The 20,075-nt window shown below is 33.6% G+C and carries 20 protein-coding genes; 7 read left to right on the top strand and 13 right to left on the bottom strand.

The features are described from left to right. Nucleotides 1–12: 12 nt before the first annotated feature. The 7 genes from I862_RS04680 to I862_RS04645 form a co-directional block, all read right to left on the bottom strand. A complete protein-coding gene (locus I862_RS04680) occupies nucleotides 13–411 on the bottom strand; it encodes a hypothetical protein (protein WP_038539449.1) in 399 nt (132 codons plus the stop codon). Nucleotides 412–668: 257 nt separating this feature from the next. Continuing rightward, nucleotides 669–1,655 carry a sodium-dependent bicarbonate transport family permease gene (locus tag I862_RS04675; protein WP_038539445.1) on the bottom strand — a complete coding sequence of 329 codons (987 nt, stop codon included), beginning with the start codon at nucleotides 1,653–1,655 and terminating at the stop codon, nucleotides 669–671. Between the two features lie 313 nt (nucleotides 1,656–1,968). Continuing rightward, nucleotides 1,969–3,054 (bottom strand): dual-specificity RNA methyltransferase RlmN, encoded by a 1,086-nt coding sequence (gene rlmN, locus I862_RS04665; RefSeq protein WP_075260591.1) that lies wholly within the window; start codon nucleotides 3,052–3,054, stop codon nucleotides 1,969–1,971. 8 nt (nucleotides 3,055–3,062) lie between these two features. Continuing rightward, the gene (gene hpf, locus I862_RS04660; protein WP_038541438.1) at nucleotides 3,063–3,653 is read right to left on the bottom strand and encodes a ribosome hibernation-promoting factor, HPF/YfiA family; all 591 of its coding nucleotides are present in this window, start codon (nucleotides 3,651–3,653) and stop codon (nucleotides 3,063–3,065) included. An 87-nt stretch (nucleotides 3,654–3,740) separates the two neighbouring features. Beyond that, nucleotides 3,741–4,283, bottom strand: a complete 543-nt coding sequence (gene thpR / locus I862_RS04655; RefSeq protein WP_038539435.1) for an RNA 2',3'-cyclic phosphodiesterase — start codon at nucleotides 4,281–4,283, stop codon at nucleotides 3,741–3,743. Between the two features lie 330 nt (nucleotides 4,284–4,613). Next, the gene (locus I862_RS04650) at nucleotides 4,614–5,075 is read right to left on the bottom strand and encodes a GNAT family N-acetyltransferase (protein ID WP_038539432.1); all 462 of its coding nucleotides are present in this window, start codon (nucleotides 5,073–5,075) and stop codon (nucleotides 4,614–4,616) included. 24 nt (nucleotides 5,076–5,099) lie between these two features. Beyond that, a complete protein-coding gene (locus I862_RS04645) occupies nucleotides 5,100–5,747 on the bottom strand; it encodes a DUF2659 family protein (RefSeq protein ID WP_038539429.1) in 648 nt (215 codons plus the stop codon). Nucleotides 5,748–5,918: 171 nt separating this feature from the next. On the opposite strand from I862_RS04645, the gene I862_RS04640 reads away from it, so the two are divergent. From I862_RS04640 to I862_RS04620, 6 genes are all read left to right on the top strand, one after another. Continuing rightward, a complete protein-coding gene (locus I862_RS04640; protein ID WP_084173831.1) occupies nucleotides 5,919–6,518 on the top strand; it encodes a DedA family protein in 600 nt (199 codons plus the stop codon). Between the two features lie 94 nt (nucleotides 6,519–6,612). Then, nucleotides 6,613–7,290: a DMT family transporter gene (locus I862_RS04635; protein WP_084173788.1), complete on the top strand. Its 678-nt coding sequence runs from the start codon at nucleotides 6,613–6,615 to the stop codon at nucleotides 7,288–7,290. A 31-nt stretch (nucleotides 7,291–7,321) separates the two neighbouring features. Continuing rightward, entirely contained in the window at nucleotides 7,322–7,489 is a 168-nt protein-coding gene (locus I862_RS08405) for a hypothetical protein (RefSeq protein ID WP_158499270.1), read from the top strand. Nucleotides 7,490–7,664: 175 nt separating this feature from the next. Beyond that, complete coding sequence (locus I862_RS04630) at nucleotides 7,665–8,489, top strand: sodium:solute symporter family protein (RefSeq protein ID WP_038539420.1); 825 nt, start codon at nucleotides 7,665–7,667, stop codon at nucleotides 8,487–8,489. Between the two features lie 23 nt (nucleotides 8,490–8,512). Beyond that, nucleotides 8,513–10,390, top strand: coding sequence for an ATP-binding protein (locus tag I862_RS04625; protein WP_038539417.1), 1,878 nt, complete (start codon nucleotides 8,513–8,515; stop codon nucleotides 10,388–10,390). Between the two features lie 127 nt (nucleotides 10,391–10,517). After that, entirely contained in the window at nucleotides 10,518–11,375 is an 858-nt protein-coding gene (locus tag I862_RS04620) for a DMT family transporter (protein ID WP_148299489.1), read from the top strand. Between the two features lie 151 nt (nucleotides 11,376–11,526). On the opposite strand, the gene I862_RS08400 is transcribed toward I862_RS04620, so the two are convergent. Further along, nucleotides 11,527–12,231, bottom strand: coding sequence for a hypothetical protein (locus I862_RS08400; protein WP_038539412.1), 705 nt, complete (start codon nucleotides 12,229–12,231; stop codon nucleotides 11,527–11,529). Nucleotides 12,232–12,260: 29 nt separating this feature from the next. After that, nucleotides 12,261–13,283, bottom strand: a complete 1,023-nt coding sequence (locus tag I862_RS04610; protein WP_038539409.1) for a hypothetical protein — start codon at nucleotides 13,281–13,283, stop codon at nucleotides 12,261–12,263. 168 nt (nucleotides 13,284–13,451) lie between these two features. Between I862_RS04610 and folE the strand changes: the two genes are divergently transcribed. Next, on the top strand, nucleotides 13,452–14,036 hold the full coding sequence (gene folE / locus I862_RS04605) for a GTP cyclohydrolase I (protein WP_052646442.1): 585 nt from the start codon (nucleotides 13,452–13,454) through the stop codon (nucleotides 14,034–14,036). A 1-nt stretch (nucleotide 14,037) separates the two neighbouring features. Here the strand turns inward: folE and I862_RS04600 are convergent, their stop codons facing one another. The 4 genes from I862_RS04600 to mreD all read right to left on the bottom strand — a co-directional run bounded on the left by I862_RS04600 (nucleotide 14,038) and on the right by mreD (nucleotide 20,053). Beyond that, nucleotides 14,038–17,250 carry an ATP-binding protein gene (locus I862_RS04600; RefSeq protein ID WP_148299488.1) on the bottom strand — a complete coding sequence of 1,071 codons (3,213 nt, stop codon included), beginning with the start codon at nucleotides 17,248–17,250 and terminating at the stop codon, nucleotides 14,038–14,040. A gap of 289 nt (nucleotides 17,251–17,539) precedes the next feature. After that, nucleotides 17,540–17,719: a hypothetical protein gene (locus tag I862_RS04595; RefSeq protein WP_038539403.1), complete on the bottom strand. Its 180-nt coding sequence runs from the start codon at nucleotides 17,717–17,719 to the stop codon at nucleotides 17,540–17,542. An 89-nt stretch (nucleotides 17,720–17,808) separates the two neighbouring features. Continuing rightward, on the bottom strand, nucleotides 17,809–19,566 hold the full coding sequence (gene mrdA / locus I862_RS04590; protein ID WP_038539401.1) for a penicillin-binding protein 2: 1,758 nt from the start codon (nucleotides 19,564–19,566) through the stop codon (nucleotides 17,809–17,811). Then, entirely contained in the window at nucleotides 19,556–20,053 is a 498-nt protein-coding gene (mreD, locus tag I862_RS04585) for a rod shape-determining protein MreD (RefSeq protein ID WP_038539398.1), read from the bottom strand. Before mreD ends, mrdA begins: the two co-directional genes overlap by 11 nt. Nucleotides 20,054–20,075 lie beyond the last annotated feature (22 nt).

Here is a 20,075-nt window from a genome sequence, read left to right as displayed (position 1 = left end):
TTTAATTTTTGTCTATTTGTTTGGAATTAAATTCGTATATATTACTTTACTTAAAGCACCGTCATCATTATTTTTTTCTTCTTTGTTTTTAGTAGGTAAATTGCAGCCTTTTGCTTCAAATAAAGAGTTAAGATAATCAAGCCTATCTTGTAAAATTAGTTTATTTTTTAGCGAGTCTACTTGAACAACGGGAATACATACGGGAGATGACATAAACACCTGCGGGAACTTATAGCGTTTGTTTGCATAATTTACTAAATGCTCAGCTTCTTTTATGGAGTAAAGTAGGCCGCTACAATCCTTATATTCATCAGTTATTTCAACTACCTTCATTTCTTCCATATGAGAAGATTTGCAACTGCACCCTGCAAGAAGCAGTAAAACAATAGCAACAACTTTTGGTTTATGCATTAAAACTAATTATAAAACAATACTATAATAAGATTATTACAATTTTCTTTTTTAAAGTCCATTGCTTATTAAGTAATATTTATAGTAAATCAAATTGAATACCTGCATATAGGGAGCATAGTTGAACTATAAAAAATTAAACCAAGTTTTGCGTATAAATGACATAGTCATTTATAAAGTGCACGCGCTTACTCTTCCCTCATATTACAAAATTGATTTTGCTTATCATTCATATTTACATGTTGGGTAGTGTGCACCTAGCCCAAAAACCTACTCGCAACCGCATAATAGAGCGGTATCCCGATAATGATATTAAAAGGGAAGGTGATGGCAAGTGAGATCGGTATGTAAAGCGCAGCTTTAGCTTGTGGGAGTGCATGGCGCATTACGGCGGGAACGGCAATATATGAAGCACTGGCACAAAGCGTCATGAACAGCATACCGGTACCTAAATCAAGGTTTAGCAGCATACTAACACTTAGCCCGATTGCTGCTCCAATGAGCGGCATATAAATACCGAATAAAAATAAGGGAAGGGTAAATTTACGCAAGTACCCTAATTCTTTTGCCACCGTTAAACCCATATCCAGAAGAAATAAAGATAGCATACCTTGAAAAGGAGTGACTATAAAACCTTCCATTTTTTCCATTCCGCCTGCCCCTCCTTGCCAACCTATAACAAAAGAGCCCAAAAGAAGCACGATAGCGCCATTAGTAAAAATTTTGTGCATCGGATGAGAGGAAGCTGAATTGGTGTTCGTAAAACTAGAAGGGGCATATCTGTGAGCAATATGTAGCCCGGATAATATTGCGGGTGCTTCCATTAACGCCATGATAGCTACAATATAGCCGGCATATTCAATTTGATTCGATTTTAGAAATGCAGAAGCAGTGATAAAGGTAACCACGCTAATCGAGCCATAGTGTGCAGCAATCGCAGCAGAGGTAGGAATATCTATTTTTGTGGTAATCTGCAATAATATGTGGCCGATATAAGGTTGGATAAAGCCTAGTATTAAGCTCAAAGATATCAAAATCCACATATTATTATCCACTGAATTCGCTTCGGCAATAGTTACCCCGCCTTTAAAGCCTATTGCGAGCATAAGGTATATAGTTAAATAATTACCGATGCTTTCAGGTATTGAGAGGTCGGATTTTACTACTCCGGCTAGAATCCCTAAAATAAAAAACATTAATGGTATTGATAAAAGGTTAGAAGATATGGTTTCAATGAAAATCATAACGCATTGTTTCCTAAAATTTTTTTACTAAATAAGTTTGCTTCAGTATTAATCCGGTTCTGCTTTTTTATTCTTAAAGCCTGAAGCATAAATAAAGGAATAAAAAAGAAAAGTCCATAAGACAGAGCTTTATTACTTTGAATTAATAAGTGAATAAATACTAGCCACTCGGCTATATACATTCTCCTATTCAGCTTTTTCCATTTTATATAACCCATTTTTATAAAATTATTACCGGTATGATAATCGGAATAGAAATAAAATAAAAATAATTCCAATTTACTCACTCTTCATTATTATTCTTTATGCTATTTTAAGTGGAGGATTTCCTTAATTTTATACTTTCTGATTTTAATTGCCCGCATGCAGCTAAAATATCCTGCCCTCTCGGTCTTCTTACGGGGGACATATAACCAGCTGCCTCCACAACTTGAGCAAATTCATGAATTGTTTTCTTGTCGGAGCATTGGTATTCGGTGCCAGGCCATTTATTAAACGGAATTATGTTGATTTTCGCCGGAATCCCTTCAATTAACCGTACTAATTCTTTTGCATCTTGTTTACTATCGTTTATTCCTTTAAGCATGACATATTCAAATGTTACTTTCCTAAAACTGTTTTGTGTGGGAGCATATTTTCTACAAGCATTAAGTAAATCTTTTATAGGATACTTTTTATTGATAGGAACCAATATATTTCTCAAATCATCTCTCACCGCATGTAAGGAAATTGCAAGGTTAACCCCAAGCTCATCACCGCATTTTTCAATTAGGGGAATAATTCCTGAAGTGGAAAGAGTAATTTTTCTTTTTGATATCCCAAGCCCGTCAGGATCCATAACAATCTTTAATGCTTTTGCCACATTATCATAATTAAGTAACGGTTCACCCATTCCCATCATAACAATATTGGTAAGTTTTCTGTTCTCTTCTTTAAAATTCCAATCTGATAAAGAGTCCTTAGCATGTAGAATCTGCGCAACAATTTCTCCCGCAGTTAAGTTTCTAACTAAATTTTGCGTTCCCGTATGGCAAAAGCTGCAGTTTAATGTGCATCCGACTTGTGAGGAAACACATAAAGTACCTCTGGTTTTTTCAGGAATAAAAACAGCTTCTATTTCATTACTATCAGAAAATTTTAATAACCACTTTCTAGTTTCATCAAAAGAAATCAGTTCTCTAGAAACTTGTGCACGCTCTAAAGTATATGACTCATTAAGCTTCTCTCTTAAGGAAGCGGGGAGATTAGTCATATGATTAAAATCGGCAATACCTATGCGGTATATCCATTGCCAAATTTGTTTCGCACGAAAAGAAGACTCGCCAAGCTCTTTAATTGCTGCAGCGAGCTCTACTTTATCCAAACCGATTAAGTTTTTTTTATATTTTCTGACATTTATAATAATTTTTAAGCTGAAACGTTAGTATCTACCCAGGAAATATTCCCGTCGCTGCGATAGTATACCAGATTTAGCTTATTGGTTCCACTATTAATAAATAATAGAGCGGGAAGATTCATCAAATCCATTCTCATAACTGCATCGCTCACACTTAAGCTTTGTATGCTGGTTGCTTTTTCAGCTATTATAACGGGAGCCTCGGAAGTTTCTTCGACCTCATCTTCCTCAGTAGAAGGAGAGATTATGTATTTAGTTGCTGCGAACTCCTTCTCAGGCCTTATATTATGGTGGTTCTTAACCTTTGATTTATAACGTCGCAGTTGTTTTTCCATTCTTCTTACTGCATCGTCAAAGCTTTGATAAACATCCGCTTCTAAGCCTTCGCCTTTTATTAATACTTTATTTCCCGTGCCTTCATTGACAATAATCTCAGTTTTGAATAAATGATTTTTAAAGTGATGCCCTTCTTTTGCGATTGCAACATGAGCGCTTATTGCCGAATCAAAATATTTAGTTACATTCCCGGTAATACTTTTTTCTATATACTCCCGTAGAGAATCACCGATATCTAAATGTTTTCCTATAATTGATACTTGCATAAACAAACCCTTATTAAAAGTTAACATTCATTTTATAAATATAACTTTAATTTTAAAATGGCCAGCGTAAATTTCTATTTTATTTGATTAAACGGTAAATAATTTTATATAGTCACTTTGCTTCCCTTCAATCCTTAATGATTGGTATAAATGAATCTGATTAGATTGAAACTTTTTATTATTGATTGCCTTATAAGTGGTTAAAAGGTTGTTAAGTTCAATTTTATTAAATTTTGCTTTTGTGCGTGCAATTGTGATATGGGGTTTAAATGGTCTTTTATCAATATCAAACAAAGCATGCCGGAAGAGTATTTCATCAAGCTCATGTTTAATTGTATTTAAATATGGATTTAACTCTACTTCCACCACAACTATATTAGGGTTCCAAAATACCGCCTTATTAAGGATAATATCAAAGTGAGGAAACCTAATATAGTTTAAAGCTTCTTTTATAAGTATAATTTTCCGCTCATCCGATTTGCCTAAGAACTTAAGGGTAATATGCAAATTAGATGGTTTAATATACTTTATATTTTTTAAATCATTATTATATAAGGCGGTAATTAAGTCAGTAATATGCTCAGGAATGGCTATTCCGATAAAAGCATTGCCGATTATTGGTACTGACATAGGAATCGCTGTTTTTATTAGATGATAGTAAAACAAGTTAAATTACGGCGCAAGAAAGAAGGCGCTCTTGCTTTGTTTTTATGGTAAGATAAGTTGAATATCTAATGCGTTTATCCAAATACAATAAGTTAGGTTTAATATGACTATATAGCCTGTAACTGAAAAATCAGATAATAAAAATAGTAGAAGCACGCGCCTTGCGGCCATTTATGGCGCGTGCGCTTTATAAATGACTAGGTCATTTATACGCAAACTTAGTTTAATTTTTTATAGTTTAACTATGCTCCCTGTGCAGCATGACATAGGGTAAACTTTTATATAATATATAACTTAACTTATTTTAAAATTATATCCGCAATCGGGATTAATAATTTTTACCATATAGTATAATTCTGAGTTGAGCTTATAACCCGATTCAATATATTTAAGCTTGAACCCGAGTTTTTCATATAACCCTCTGGCTTGCCACTGATGAGTATGAAGCGCCAGAAAACCGCAATTATTTTCTTTGGCGATCGCTTCCGCTTTATGTATTAACCGAGTTGCAAATCCCCTATTTCTGATAATCTCTGCCACGAATACATCACGAATATAAATACAACCCAAATATAAAATCATGCTTAATCCGCCATACATATTGCCCGTCTCATCCTTAATAAAGAGAGCAATATTCTCTTCCAACTTCTCAATACCAATTTTATTAAAAGTATCTTTATCAAGTCCCTCGGAAAGAAATTCCAAATCTTGCTCAGTGGGAGCCTTATCCAAAATAATTTTTAATTCATTATCCATAAGCTTTTTATGTTTTCTATCCGTTTAGAGTGAAGTTAAAACCAACAGCTCCTCAGCTCTTCTTTTCATCATACTCGGTGCATCAGCGCTTGTGATAACCGTGTTTAACATTCCTTTAGCTTTTTCCTTCTCTCCCAGTGAAAGATAAAGAACAGCTTGTTGTTCAATCGCAGAAGCTTTAAATATTAAATTGTTTTTAATATAATTTTCATACTCCTCAATCCCTTGACGCGCATCAAGCTCTTTGGCGTTTAAGCGCATTGAGATTTGCATTAATTTGGCAAACTCCCGAAATAGAGGATCAAAATCCGTGTTATCCCCAATCATTTTATAAATTTGCCCTGCTTTGGTAAACTGCTGTTTTATAGATAAAAATGATGCATAGTTTAATCCGGCAAGCGCAGAATAAGAGATATCACCGGCTGCAAGCCTTTCCATAATATCGGCGCCTTTTTCGAAATCTTTGGATTGCATCCTATACATTCCCATTAGGTACTCGCCTCCTAACGCGTATATTTTGTTTTCTTTAAAAGTTTTCCATCCGTAGTAACTGATACTACCGATCAAAAAAGCTACTATCAACATTATAAATACTTTAGCATATTTGAAGAAAAGACGCTCAACTCTTTCTTCTTTTATGTCTTGTATAGCTTCATCTAAAATATCAACCATTTATCTATTCCCTTATAGTACCGCAAATAACTTTAGAGCAGTTTTTAGCTTATTTGTAAAGAGTTTTTGCAATCAACTTTATTTATTGATATGATGCCCTTAAATTTATAGATTTTTTTAGATAAACAAGTATACTGACCTCAGTTACAAAAGGGCTGGTTTTTTATAATGATGTATGAAGTTTTTCTGCAGTTGGTTGATCTTGTTAAAACCTTTGGATATTTAGGTATATTCATTATGACTTTTATCGAGAGTACTTTTGCTCCGATCCCCAGTGAAGTAACTCTTATACCTGCGGGGTTTTTAGTCTCACAAGGTGAAATGAACTTTTTTGTAGTATTATTCGTAAGCGTACTCGGAACTATTGGAGGATCTTTATTTAACTATTGGATCGCTTCTCACTTCGGAAGAAGACTTTTGCTTAAATTCGGCAAGTATTTTTTTATTAATGAAGATAAACTTAAGTCTATTGAATTCTTTTTTGAAAGGCATGGGGCTATTTCAACTTTTAGCGGCAGGCTCCTTCCCGGTATCAAGCACTTTATCTCCTTCCCGGCAGGCCTTGGCCGGATGAATTTAAGGATTTTTACTATTTATACATTAGCAGGCGGCTTAATTTGGAATTCCACACTACTTACTTTGGGTTATTTAATCGGTGAAAACAAAGCATTGTTAAAGCAATATATTAAACAAATAAATATTGTTATAATTATAATTCTGACGCTGGTAGCTCTGCTCTACTATTTTAAAAATAAGAAAAAAACTTCTTAAGATAACTTATTCATGATATGTTGTTAGGTAGGTATTGTTTTAAATGACATTAAGCAATATATACAATTTAATATAACTATAACAGATACTGATTATGACACGAAAGAATGCATTTGGCATATACTGGATGATATTTCACGGTATTACCCTCACTCTAATGTTTGCCTTAGGTAAAACACTTAGCCAAAAAATGGATGTAATGCAAATGATATTTACCTATCATCTTATTGCATTATTAATTACTCTTTTTTACACATTTATCACAGGATTTGAAAAGATTAAAACCTCTAGAATCAAAATACATTTTTTGAGGGGTAGTCTTAATGTATGCGGGTACATAACCTACTTTTACGGTTTGAAATTTACTACTCTTGATAGCGCAACCTCTATTACTTACTTAATTCCTATTTTTCTTTCATATCTAGGCACAATATTTTTTAATGAAAAACTTAATAGAAAAAGATTCGTTACTCTTATACTCGGCTTAGCTGGTGTTTTGGTTATATTAAAACCGGGAGCACCGACGTTTGAGATAACAAGTTTATGGGTGTTTGTCAGTGTTATATTATGGTCAGCATCCGACCTTTTAACTAAAAACCTCGGCAGAACGGAAAATGCACTTAGCCAAGTATTTTATAATACTCTTTTCGGCAGCCTTTTAAGCGCTCCCTTTGCTGCATACGGTTGGCAAAATGTGATTGTTATTGATGATTTTTTTTATTATCACCTTAATAAGCTTACTTTGTTTAGCAGCAACCACAAGTATATTTAGATCATTTCAAAATGCGGAGTTTTCCATAGTTATGCCGTTTGACTATTTAAGGCTTCCCTTAAGTACCGTGCTCGGCTATCTTATGTTCGGTGAGATAATGGAGATTAATACTATTATCGGCTCGACTATAATTGTCTTTGCAAGCCTATATCTTATTTATTCCGAACGTAAGAAACCTGTATATACTATAACTCATTAAATATTACATTTATTTTATATAATTCATTATAATCCTATTGCACAATTATTTAAATCTAAGTATGTTCTTAATAAAATATGGGATTTTATAATAAACTTTAATATATCGCCTATAAGTCTTGGCATTTTAATAATTTAATGCTTATTATAATTTTGATATTAGTGGATTTTCTACCATGGAGTATTTAGCAAGATACTTTGATATTGATAAAGCAATAATACTAATTTTCTTAGTATTTACCCTAATCATCGGCATAATTGCCGGCAGAAAAACAAAAGATACAAACGATTATGCAATCGCCGATAAGGCATACGGCTCTCCTATACTTCTCCTCACCCTAAGCGTGAGTTTGATAGGAGGAGGTTCTACGATAGGTGAAGCAGCCCAATTTTATAGTGACGGTTTAGTATACCTTATCGCTTCAATAGGTACCCCTGTTTCAATATTACTTACTGCTTTATATGTAACTCCGAAATTCGATCGTAGGTTTAACGGCAGGATTTCAGTTGCGGATATGATTGAATATTTTTACGGTTATACTCCGAGCAGATTTGCCGGAATAATCGGATATTTTGTATGCTTAGGAATTTTAAGTATGCAATGTATGGTAATGGGATATCTAACTTTTATTTTTTTAGAGATAAGTTATTCGGCAAGCGTTTGTTTATCAGTAGGATTATTAATAGCATATTCAACTTTCGGAGGAATTCGAGCAATAACCGTTACTAATGTATTTCAATTTGCAATGCTAATTGTAATGGTACCGCTGATTGCAAGTGTATCAGTGACGGAAGCAGGAGGTTTAAACAGTATATTTAGTAGTTTTAAAACTAACTCCCATATGCAAATTTTAAACCATCCGAAATTTTTTGATTACTTAGCATTATTTTTATTTTGGTCATTACCCTTCTCTGCCTTTTTTCCTCCGCAAATCCAGCGATATTTAATGGCAAAAGACCACAAACAAGCAACCAGGATAACTTTTTTATATTTTTTTTAAAGATTGCTATTATTTTTATAGTGATGAGTATAGCTTTTTCTGCCGTAAAACTATTTCCCGATGTAGAACCTAAAGCAATTATACCTAAAATAATTGATGATTTAATGCCTCCTATAATTCGAGGCATCGCAATAGCGGGCATGCTGTCAGTCACTATGTCTACTGCTGATTCCGCTCTCAATACGGCGGGTATATTAATTATTCATAATACATTACCTGCAAATTGGTTTTACACGGATAGAATTAAATTATTCTTTTTAAGAATATTTACATTTATAACCGGCATTATCGCTATGTTTATTGCTTTACGAAATTACAATATTATTAGCGTATTAGTTTTAAGTGAAATATTATCATTTTCAGCACTAGGTATCCCCTTACTTTTAGGTATGCTGGATTTAAAAGTAAGTAATAAATCTTTTTGGGTATGTAATGTTTTTGCCGGGTGTGCTTATTTTATTTCTAATTATTATAATATACGAGAATTTGCTGTTCCAATTATTACATGTATGGCCGGCATTAGCGGATTTATGTTAGTTCATCTTATTGAAAACCGAAAAATAGTATTTATTGAAAGAAGATATACACAACGAAAATCCGGTAAATTAGTCCTCCTAAATACAATAAAAAATTTTTATACTTTATTACCTAACTTTAAAACCGCTTCATCATATTTGAAAACTAATCTTGATAAGTTTAGTGCTAATTATCTTATGTTCGGAATTTTTTGCTGTATAAATTATACCGTGCCATATTTTATGTGGACTTATCAAAAGCCTGAAAATTATCTGCTTATGCTCTCAATGCGGCTAATTGCAGGCATTTTATGTACAGGGTTACTCGTAAAAGATTATTGGCCTGAAAAAATAAAAAAATACTTTTCTATTTATTGGTATATTACCGTGCTTTATTGTTTGCCGTTTATGACAACCATTATGTTTATGCTGATGGAAGCCCATATTGAATGGCTTATAAATTTAACTTTAGCAATTATGCTACTTACTATGCTGGTCGATTGGATCAGCTTCATCGTAATATTAATAACCGGCACCATTTTGGGATATTTGTTTTATAGAATTGCAATTGGAGTTCCGGATATTCCTACGGATTTTGATACAATATATCTCTTAATTTATGTTTGTGTCTTTTCCAGTTTAATCGGTTTATTATTTGCAAGAAAAAAAGAAGTTGTTAATGAAGGGAAACTTGAGGCAATGAGGTTGTTCGGAGCATCAATAGCCCATGAAGTTAAAGATCCGTTAAGCTCACTTAATATGTGTATCCAACACATTGAAATGATTTTAAAAAAGTTAGCTGATAGCTCAAAATTAGAGCAATCCGAAATTGATAATTACCATTCACAGCTAGTAGAATTAATAGAAATTCTAAAAAATACGAGTATTCAAGGTATTAAAATTATTGATAGCCTCCTTACATCCCTAAAAAGTAGCGTGATCGCTGATGATAGAGGAGAATACCTGATTAGCGAATGTATAAAACAATCAATTACGGAATATCACCAAGGTAATTCAAATCCGAATCATATTCAAATACTTTTGTCCAAAAATATAAAGTTTCACGGTTCGATGCAATATATGAAGCATCTATTTTTTAACTTATTCAGATATGCATACAAGCATAATACCCGTTCTTTAAATATTGATATACGCACGGAAGGTAATATTTTATATTTTAAGGACAATGGACGCGGGATACTAAAAGAAGATTTGCCTTTCATATTTGATAGGTTTTATTCTGATTCAAAAAGCGGCAACGGCATTGGACTCGCATTTTGCAAAATAGTAATGGAAGATATCGGCGGATCAATCAAATGTAATTCCGAAGTAGGAAGGTTCACTGAGTTTGCACTTCATTTCCCTATTATAAATAAAAAACTTTAACACTCATTATTAATATATCATTTCTTATCAATCATTAACTTTTTTATAAATTAAGCCTGTAGTTGCGGGTTGGAATTAAAAGTGCTAAAAGCACACTCTCAATAAGTAACATCAAAAAAATTAAATTTTGACTATATGGTTATATGGATACTTTTACTTTTATATTAGTAATATCAGCAGCAATGCTGCATGCTACCTGGAATTTTTTACTAAAAAAACAAAAGGAGATAGGCTAACCATGCTTTGGCTCGGTCAATTAGCAGTAGGATTTATTACTCTCCCCATCACTTATTACCTTTCTGATTTCGGGGGTATAACAAAAGAATTTGTTTTTTATATAATATTAACCGGGGTTATTCATTCATGTTATTTAACGCTTCTCGGGTGGTCTTATAAAGTCGGGGAAGTATCCATTGTTTACCCGGTCTCACGCGGCACGGGAATTATAGGAACCTCTCTACTTGCAATAATGCTTGGTATTGATAAAATTTCTTTTGTAGGGTTTATCGGAATTTTAGTCTTAATTTTAGGCATATTATCTATAGCGATAAGTAAATCCGTTACCCGTAATGAAGTTGTATTTTCCGCAAGTATGGTCGGGATCGCTATTTCTTTATACTCAGTGGTTGATAAACTTGCAGTTCAATTCATACCTTCGCTTTTCTACGGCTCAATTATGTTTATTTCTACTGCCTTAATTCTTTCACCGTTTATTATAATAAAGCGTAAAGCGCAACTACTTAATACTTTGAGGAGATATAAATTACCAAGCTTTATTATTAATGTTTCAATGTTCAGCACCTATAGCATTATTCTATTTGCCTTTCGCAATAGCCCGGCCTCATATGTAGTAGCTCTTAGGGAAGTATCGATAATTATCGCCACCCTTCTCGGTACTTTCTTTTTAAAAGAAGAGATTACTAAAAATAAAGTCTGCGGGATATCTTTAATTATGCTTGGAGCAGCAGTTATTAAGTTTGCTTAATATAAAAATTTTTACTCTTTATATTTTTATAATTCCATGTTTATACATTTTTCATATCCATATATAGTTTTTCCTATATAAAGATCATATTAATTGCTTGGCTTAGCTCTATATAAGCAGCTCTAATAAACGTATCATTAGAGCTGTTTTATTAATGTGTTTTTTCTTTTCCCGGCTCAGGTTGTGCTGAAACCAAGTTGCAGAAATAATTTTTAGCTCCGGTGGCTATTATCATATCAAACATTTCAATTGCGGAAGATATGCAGATATTGGTAAAATCATTACCGTAATTCACCAGCTGATAGGCTGTGTGATTAGCTGCGCCTAAAGCCGCAAGTGTTGTTCCTAAAGCAAAATTATGTTTACATCCTTCAGGCTTATTATCAGCAAAGGCATAGCTTATTAAATATTTTAATGCACCTCCGAGTGCGGCTCCGTATAATAAACCTTCGTAGGTCACAAGATGAATATAATATTTTGGATAATGGGCTATTACTTCTTTAAATGTCGAATATAAAATACTATTAACCTCAGTACTTTCAGAGGTTTTAGAAGTATTATTCGGTGCTACCTTCTCGGTTGCGGGTTTATCTTTTTTATCTTCATTTCCATAGATATAGTTGGAAGTTTTACCTATAAGCCCAAAGCATAGAGTGGGGATTCCGCCTACTAATATAGTGTTAACCAATGGCTTAACACCTAAACAATCACTTAAAGAATTTCCTTCTACCGAATTAGTTATATTATTACTAAACCCTGCAAAAGACATGCAAATAGTTGCACTGACAAACGCAGTTTCAGCTATTGCTGCTGCATCTTTAGAAATGAGGGTATTATTTACCGCATATTTTAACATGTAAGAGGCGCCTAAGTGCGCAGCATTACTTAAAATGAACGGGCTAAGATAAGTTGATGCACATAAGCTATATGTCGCAGAGGCAACAATTGCAGTTGCGGTAACAAAATCAACTGAAGATAAAAAAGTTCTAAAACGAGGATCTGTAGGCATAAAATTTTCTCTGTTATATAATTTTTAAGTTTTTCAATATAAGTATTTTTACTCCAAATTAGTAATTCCTCTAATGCTTTACGATTACTATAATAAATTTCTAATCTGGTGACGGCTTCGGGCAAAAATGCAGGAACGGGTAAAGCAGCGGCGACGCCCTTAGCTGCCGCGTATATACCTCCCTTTATTATGCTGCTTTTAGTAATGCTGTAAATATTGTCTAAACTAGGCTGAGCAATATTCATCGCATGCATGGAAAGATGTAAAATTAAGCCTTTAATAAAACAGCCGTAAGGGGTGGCGTATTCACTTGCAATTTGGGCTGAAAACCCTGGAAGTATGGAAGTAAGTATTAAATTGCTTGTACTTAAATAATTGCTGTTAGGATTAAATTTTTTCTCAATATCTCGGGTTAAGGGATTACAAATTTTATCTAGTGTTTTATAAACAATCGGAGTAATTACACCTGAAGTAAAAGCTGCGGAAAATTTTAATGCACTATTGAATGTTAAATAAGAAATCGGTTCTTTTATTAGCAAGGGCGCATAGCTTAATAGGTTTGAAGCGCTTTTTAGTAAAACATCGTTTTCAATAAGTGCGGCAAAGTATGGGGTAAGTTGTGATGAAAGGCAGATCGGGTAAATAATCGGCCAAATCGGGTCTAAAGCAATCATAGCTGATTTATGAAATTGTTCTCCTATGTAATCCTTGCTTTTTAAATAACTTAAGCTCATATGTAGAGTAAGCTTAAATGCTTGAGCGCCGAGCAGGGGGTAAGTAAGAGCAGGTATGTAATAACAAGTGGTTACAAGAAAAGCTGTAGATATACCCAAATCAATATCCAGATCAATATTTGATTTTTGAATCGGGGTGAGATAAGTTGAGATGCATGTTAACATATATAATCAGTTATAATTAATTACTGCGATAGTTTTTCAAGAGCTTTATAAGATCCATTTGCGATTATATCCAGGATTATTATTAAAAATATGTAAAATAATATTGCATTGGATTAGAATACCTGCTCTTTGTATGTAGGTGTAAAATAATTAAATATAGTAAAATTTATGTCAAAAATTTTAAAAAAAGACCGGGCTATTAATCAAAAAGCTATAAATGCCATTAGAAGTCTAATAGAATGTATAGGTGATGACCCTGGCCGACCGGAGCTTAAAAAATCTCCTTACAAGATATTAGAAGTTTTACAAAGCTCTTTAAGCGGTTATGTCGTTAACCCTGATGAGATATTAGCTGAAACTATTGAAGAGGTTGAGGGATATGATGATATTATTATGCTTAAAGATATAAATTTTACTTCTTATTGTGAGCATCATTTTTTGCCTTTTAGCGGTAAATGTCATATCGGCTATATTCCGAATAAAAAAATTGCCGGGATCGGCAAATTTGCAGAAGTGCTTGAGGCATTTGCAGGCAGGTTGCAGATTCAAGAGAGATTAACCGTATTAATTGCCGAAGCTATATATAATAATTTGCAGCCGAAGGGGGTGGGAGTGGTAATAGAAGCGAAGCACAACTGTTTATCATTTAAACACTCGGGTTGTAAGGATGCTAAAATGCGGACGGTTAAGATGCTTGGGAATTTCTATGAAGACAGCAATATAAGAAATGAATTTTTATACGCTTTAAAATAAATTATATGGATTCGGACGAACCTTCAGCTCTAACTATTTCAAAAAACGACAAACCGACATGAACTAAGGGTGCAGCAAATGGCAGAGTGAAGGCAAATGATTCGGGTAAATAAGAATCTTCATCATTAGGATAAGGTGCGGGAATATTTTCTTCCGGGGCAGGTGTAGGGCTCGGTAACGGAGTAGGCGAAGGAATCGGTAACGGAGTAGTTGAAGGAATCGGTAATGGAGTAGTTGAAGGAATCGGTAATGGAGTAGTTGAAGGACTTGACTCTCGTTCTTCGGTTAAATTAGAAAGAATTGAAGAAGCTTCTTCAATTTCTTCATTTAAGGTTCGCGAAAATTCGGTAAGTTCTTTCCTCAAAAGCTTTAGTTGGTTTTCGATTGAGGGGATTTCTTCATCTAAAGTTCGTGAAACTTCGGTAAGTTCTTGCTTCAAGTGCTTTAGTTGTGCTTCAAGTGAGGATATTTCTTCATCTAAAGTTCGCGAAACTTCGGTAAGTTCTCCCCTTAAGAGCTTAATTTTTTCATTAATTGTTTTTAAGTCATCTTTTAATTTTATACCTTTTTGAGTTGCTTGGTTTGATTCTTTCTGCGCTTCATTAGCATCCAGACCTAGGGCATATATTTCTTCATTATAACGAGTAATTTCACTATTTAAATTTCTTTCCGTTCGTGTTTCATTTTCTATAATAGCGTTAACAATCGGAATAACCGAGTTAATATCGCTACCCTCTTCTAAAGCTCGCCGCAAATCATAAGTATCAACAACTTCATTTAATTCAACCAAATTTCGATTTATAATATTAATTATATCTTCTAAAATTTTGGCTTTTTTAGCTTCCTTGATTTCTTTAAAAAGGTTGAAGGCTGCTACATCTGGTTCTTCCGAGTTTTGTATCAGCTGCAGCTGAGAATCAATTTCATTATTGAGTTCATTATATGTTACCAGATGCACTGACAGCTCTTCCTTTAACATATTCAATTCTTTAAGAATTTCTTGTTTTTGCTTAACCTCTTTCAGGAGTTTGTTTTTTAAACTTTTTTTTGCTTCAATACTACTCTTAATATCTTCTATTATATTTGTTTTTACAGTGATTATTTGTTTAGCTTCTTTTAATGATTCTTTAATCTTATTTTTATTTTTATATAATGAGTTAAGCTTATCTTCCTCTGCGGTTATTTCATTTATCTTATCTTCTATTTTTCTTTTCTTATCTTTTATCTGTTTAGCTTTCTGCTTTTCTTTTCGCGCGCGCTCTCTTTCTTCTGTTGCTTGTTGCTTTAATTCTTCATCTAATTTTCTTTGGCTTTCTTTATCCTGTTCTGCTTTTTTAGCTGCTTTTCTAACTTCTTCCTGCTTTTTTACGGTTGCTTCTATCTCTGCTTTTGTTGCTTCTTCCTCAAGCTTTCTCGCCTTTTCTTTAGCAATTTTCTCAGCTTCTATTGCTTCTTCTTCAGCTATCTTTCTTTCTTCTTCATTGAAATGATCCCGTCTAACTTCATTTGTCACAAACTCGGTATCCACTCCTTCTAAATCCTCTTCCAAATCACCGTCCAGACTAATGGTCGAAGGGGTGTCTAAATCTTCTTCAGCTTTCCTTCTTTCTTCTTCGGAAGTAACCCTTATTTTACCACCGTCTCCGTCTTTCGGATTATCCTTATCATCTCCATCGCTTTGATCGTCTCCTTCATCTTTATCATCCTCTTCCTTATTATGGGTATCATCTTTAGGGGGTTCCTTGGTTTTATAATCTTCCTCTTTACCTTGAGACTCGGCATTTGAATGTTTTATATCTTTATGCTTTAAACTTTTATCTTCTACGAGCGAGTGCTCATCAAAAAAGGATTTTAAAGAGAGTTTATAAAGTGCAGCAACGCCGAATGCATATAAAGCGGAATATAGCAAGTTGCTACTTATAAAATCCGACCAGTTAAATTGATTTGATATCGTGTTTGATAAGTTATTTGGAGAATTTTTATCATTAGTCTCTTTTATATAGGGTTTTAAACATATTGAACCGTTTAAAAACGGAGGAACAGTCGGGGGGTGATTATGATAAGTATTATTTTGATTTTCTTCTTGATTACGAGGAAAGTGCGGAACATCTTTTTCTACTTCGGGATTAGCAGCCTCTGATGTTACATCAATCTTGCTCTTTTCAATGTTTGCCGCTTGCTCGGTTGAAGAATTATTTTCAAACTTTATTGAAGCCGAACCATGATAAATGGCAAGCGGATAATTATTTTGCTCTGTTGAAAACGGAAAATTATTTGAAGTAAGAAATTTTACAGTATTGCCGTTTACCGCTTTTTCATCCTCAACAAAGGTTAATGCCAAAGTGGAAGTTTTTTGGGGTAAAGAATCCGCTTTTAATATTGCAATATTATCATCAGAATAAGTAAGGGCAGGTATATAACTGCTAAATGAGTTGTATTGAGGTTGAATATTTACATCGGATAAATTTATACGGCAGTGGTTATCATCTGCTAAACCTAATGAAAAATTATAAGCATCGGCAATTGGGAAGTTATGAGTTGTTGGGGAAATTAAAGAAAAAGCGGTGGATTTTATATCTTCTTTATTTTCCGTAGTAACAAATTGTTTTATTTGTTCGGAAGAAAAATTTATTACATTTAAGGGTTTTTCTTTTTCCTCAGCAGCTGAGTGATGATAAGTTTCAGTTTCATTTACTGCTTCTTTAATTTCGTCATCGGAAAAATATTCTTCGCTACCTTTAAAATTTTGACTTTTGCCTGAGCCGGTGTTCGAATTGCCATAAGCCGTATTATGTTTAGGCGTTGAGAAAAAGAATCTATTAAACTCAAATGAAGGAGTTAACTTATTAAAAAAACTTTTAGGGTAAACTTCCTGAATCGGTATAACCGAAAAATTATTATTTCCGAAATTTAATTTTTTGTAATCAGAAATGAAAGTTCTTTGGCTTGTTTCACTTACATCCGATTTCAAATAGTGCGGCTCGGAAATAACTTTTCTATTAATTTTACCTGTATAAGCTTTAAGCTCCAAAGGTAAGAAATCAAACTCTTTTTGATTAAATAAAGGTGCTTCGTCGGGTAGAGAAAAAAAGAAAGTGGTTTTTAGACGGGGTAATATATAAGCGGTAGCGAGTAATGCAGCATACTGCATACTCCGCCTTCTTCGGCGATGGCCAAGTGCGCGAGAAAGGTAAATATCCGATATAGCTTGCATGTTACTTGCCCTTGCCAAAAATTTTAAACTTCACCTTAGTAAATTAAATAATTATTAAATGATTGATGAATTTAAAACTTAACCAGTTGTTAAAAATACCATAGATCATAAATTTGGTATTCGGTAAGTAAAAAAAAATTAATAATCACAAGGTAAGTGCAAAGACATTTTACTATATATAAAGGGGATTTTCTAGATAATGTTGCGCTAAAAAGAGATAAAACTCAATAAAAAGCCTTATTTATTGCTACTTTATTACAGATAAGAAAAGGAAATATTATTATTTTGCTTAAGCAAGCTTGATACGGCCGTTTTCTTGCTTAGAATCTATCACGCTCGGAAGGCATATAATTACACTTTTATTCGTTTCCATTTGAATCTTGGAAAGCGTGTGGAAATTGTTTTCAATGCTAAGATTAAATTCTTTTTTGAAATTAATTACTACTACTCTTTGTCTTGAATTTTTCATATGCCTGTAGTTCAAAATTATTTACAAATAGAGTATGTAATATCAATAGTTAACAAATGGTTAATAAAACAAAATATAAATAAATTTTTTTATTCAGTTAGGGAATGAGCATATAAAAGAATTTCCTTAGCTATCGGAAGAGCGCTTTGTGAGCCCCATGAGCCGTGCTCTACAATCACGGAGATTGCATATTTCGGATTTTCAAATGGAGCGAACCCTAAAAACAAACCATGGTCGGTATGATGTTTTTTAGTGGTTTTTCTTGCGGAAATTACTTGGGCAGTTCCTGTTTTTCCGCATATTTGGAAATCAGGGTCGGATATCCTGTGTCTATAACCGTTCCCTCTATTATCATTAAATACCATAAACATCCCTTTTCTGATGGTATCTAAGTTATGTGGAGAAAATTTTAGATTTGCCGGTTGACCGGATTTTTGTAAAATTGTGGGGGCTATATTTTTACCTGAAGCAATTCTTGCCGCCATTAATGCAAGTTGAATAGGGGTGGTTAATACAAACCCTTGACCTATTGAAGCGTTTACCGTGTCGCCTATAGTCCATTTTTGACTGAATTTAAGAAATTTCCAATTGGGTTCCGGTATGTTACCCTTACTTTCATAGGGAAGCTCAATATTGCTTTTTTCACCAAACCCTAGCCCAAGTGCTGTTTTTGCAATATTTTTGATTCCCATTCTTTCTGCAACAACATAAAAATAGACATTACAGGATTGTGCAATTGCTAGCCTAACATCAACATCACCATGACCTGTATCGCGGTTACAATGAAATATTCTATTGCCTACTTTATGCTTTCCGTTACAAAACACCTTAAAATCGGGGGATATTCCATGTTCTAAAGCCGCAAGCGCGGTTACGATTTTGAAAGTGGAGCCCGGCGGATACAGGGCGGTAATTGCTTTATTTATAAGCGGAGTTTGTGGGTCATTGGCTATACTGTTCCATTCTGCGGCAGAAATCCCACCCACGAAGCTATTAGGATCATAAGCCGGACTTGAATATAAGCAAAGCACCTCACCGGTTTTAATATCAATTAAGATTATCGAGCCGGTTTTATCCTTTAATACTTCTGCTGCATATTGTTGAATATTAATATTAATTGCAAGTTTAACCGATTCTCCTTCCATGGAGGGAGAATTTGAGATTTCTCTAACATGATTACCTAGAGCATCAACTTCGGTTTTTTTTATCCCCGGGTGGCCTCTAAGCCGTGTATCTAATATCTTTTCAACTCCGTTTTTACCGACTAAAAAATCATTAAAGTTTGGAATAGATATTTTTTCTAATTCCTTTTTGCTGGGGCTAGCGATATACCCTGTAATATGAGCGGTAATATTATGAAAATTATAATATCTCCTTTGACCTTGATCAATAAGAATGCCGGGTAAATTAAAGCTATTGATTTCAAGTTTAGTTACATCCTCCCAGCTAAGCCTATCGCTTACCATGAAGGGCGAACTTCTTAAAAGTTTTTTAAGTCTTAATTTTATATCATTATCACTTATTTCAATTTTATTAGTAATAATTGTGTTAACCGCGGCAAGCATTTTCTTTATTTGTGTTATATCTCGGGTGGTAAAGGATAGCCTATAGCTAAGCTTATTAGTTGCGAGATCAACGCCGTTTCTGTCTCTGATTGTTCCTCTCAGGGGCGGAATAACTGATATCTTGATCCTGTTTTTATCAGACAAGGTTTTATATTTTATTGCGTCTATAATTTGCAGATAATAATAACGACAAAATAAGAAAGAAAATAAAGCGGTTTTTATTGAACCGAGTATAATAGCTCTTCTGGTGAAAACCTGATTTTTTTGAAAATTATCGCGCATTATATTTTCGTCTGAAATAAAACATTTTAGTTAGGGCAAAATGTGCCGGTGGGTAAAAAGTAATGGTTAAACAAAGTTCCAATAATAATCTGACGCTAAACAAAGATGTTTTATAAAATATACTTAATATAATAATTTTTAATGCGTATACTATAAAAATTAACACGGTAAAAGCTGCCCAGGTTATCCCGAATTTTTGCTCCTCTAAAGCCTTCATATTTTTACTCATTAAAGAACTTAAGATAATAAGCTGCAAGGAAGTAAGGCCGATTAGGCTGCTTTCCAGGTAATCATTAAGTAGCCCGCAAAATATTAAAAATAACTTAGATAACTTTTCTCCTTCGCTTAGCTCAAAGAAGAAAACTATAAGAAACAATAAGTTAGGGTAAAGGATATCAAGTGTGTAATGCATGGGTATATGATTAAGTACTACAACGAGCATAATCAAAAAGTAGATAAATATTTTTTTCAAAAGATGTGAAATCATAGGAGATAAAAAATGTTTGTTG

This window comes from endosymbiont of Acanthamoeba sp. UWC8 (assembly GCF_000730245.1).
Taxonomy (GTDB): Bacteria; Pseudomonadota; Alphaproteobacteria; order Rickettsiales; family Midichloriaceae; genus Jidaibacter.
The sequence above is the reverse complement of the archived record's forward strand: the minus strand, read 5'-3'. Positions and strand labels throughout refer to the sequence as shown.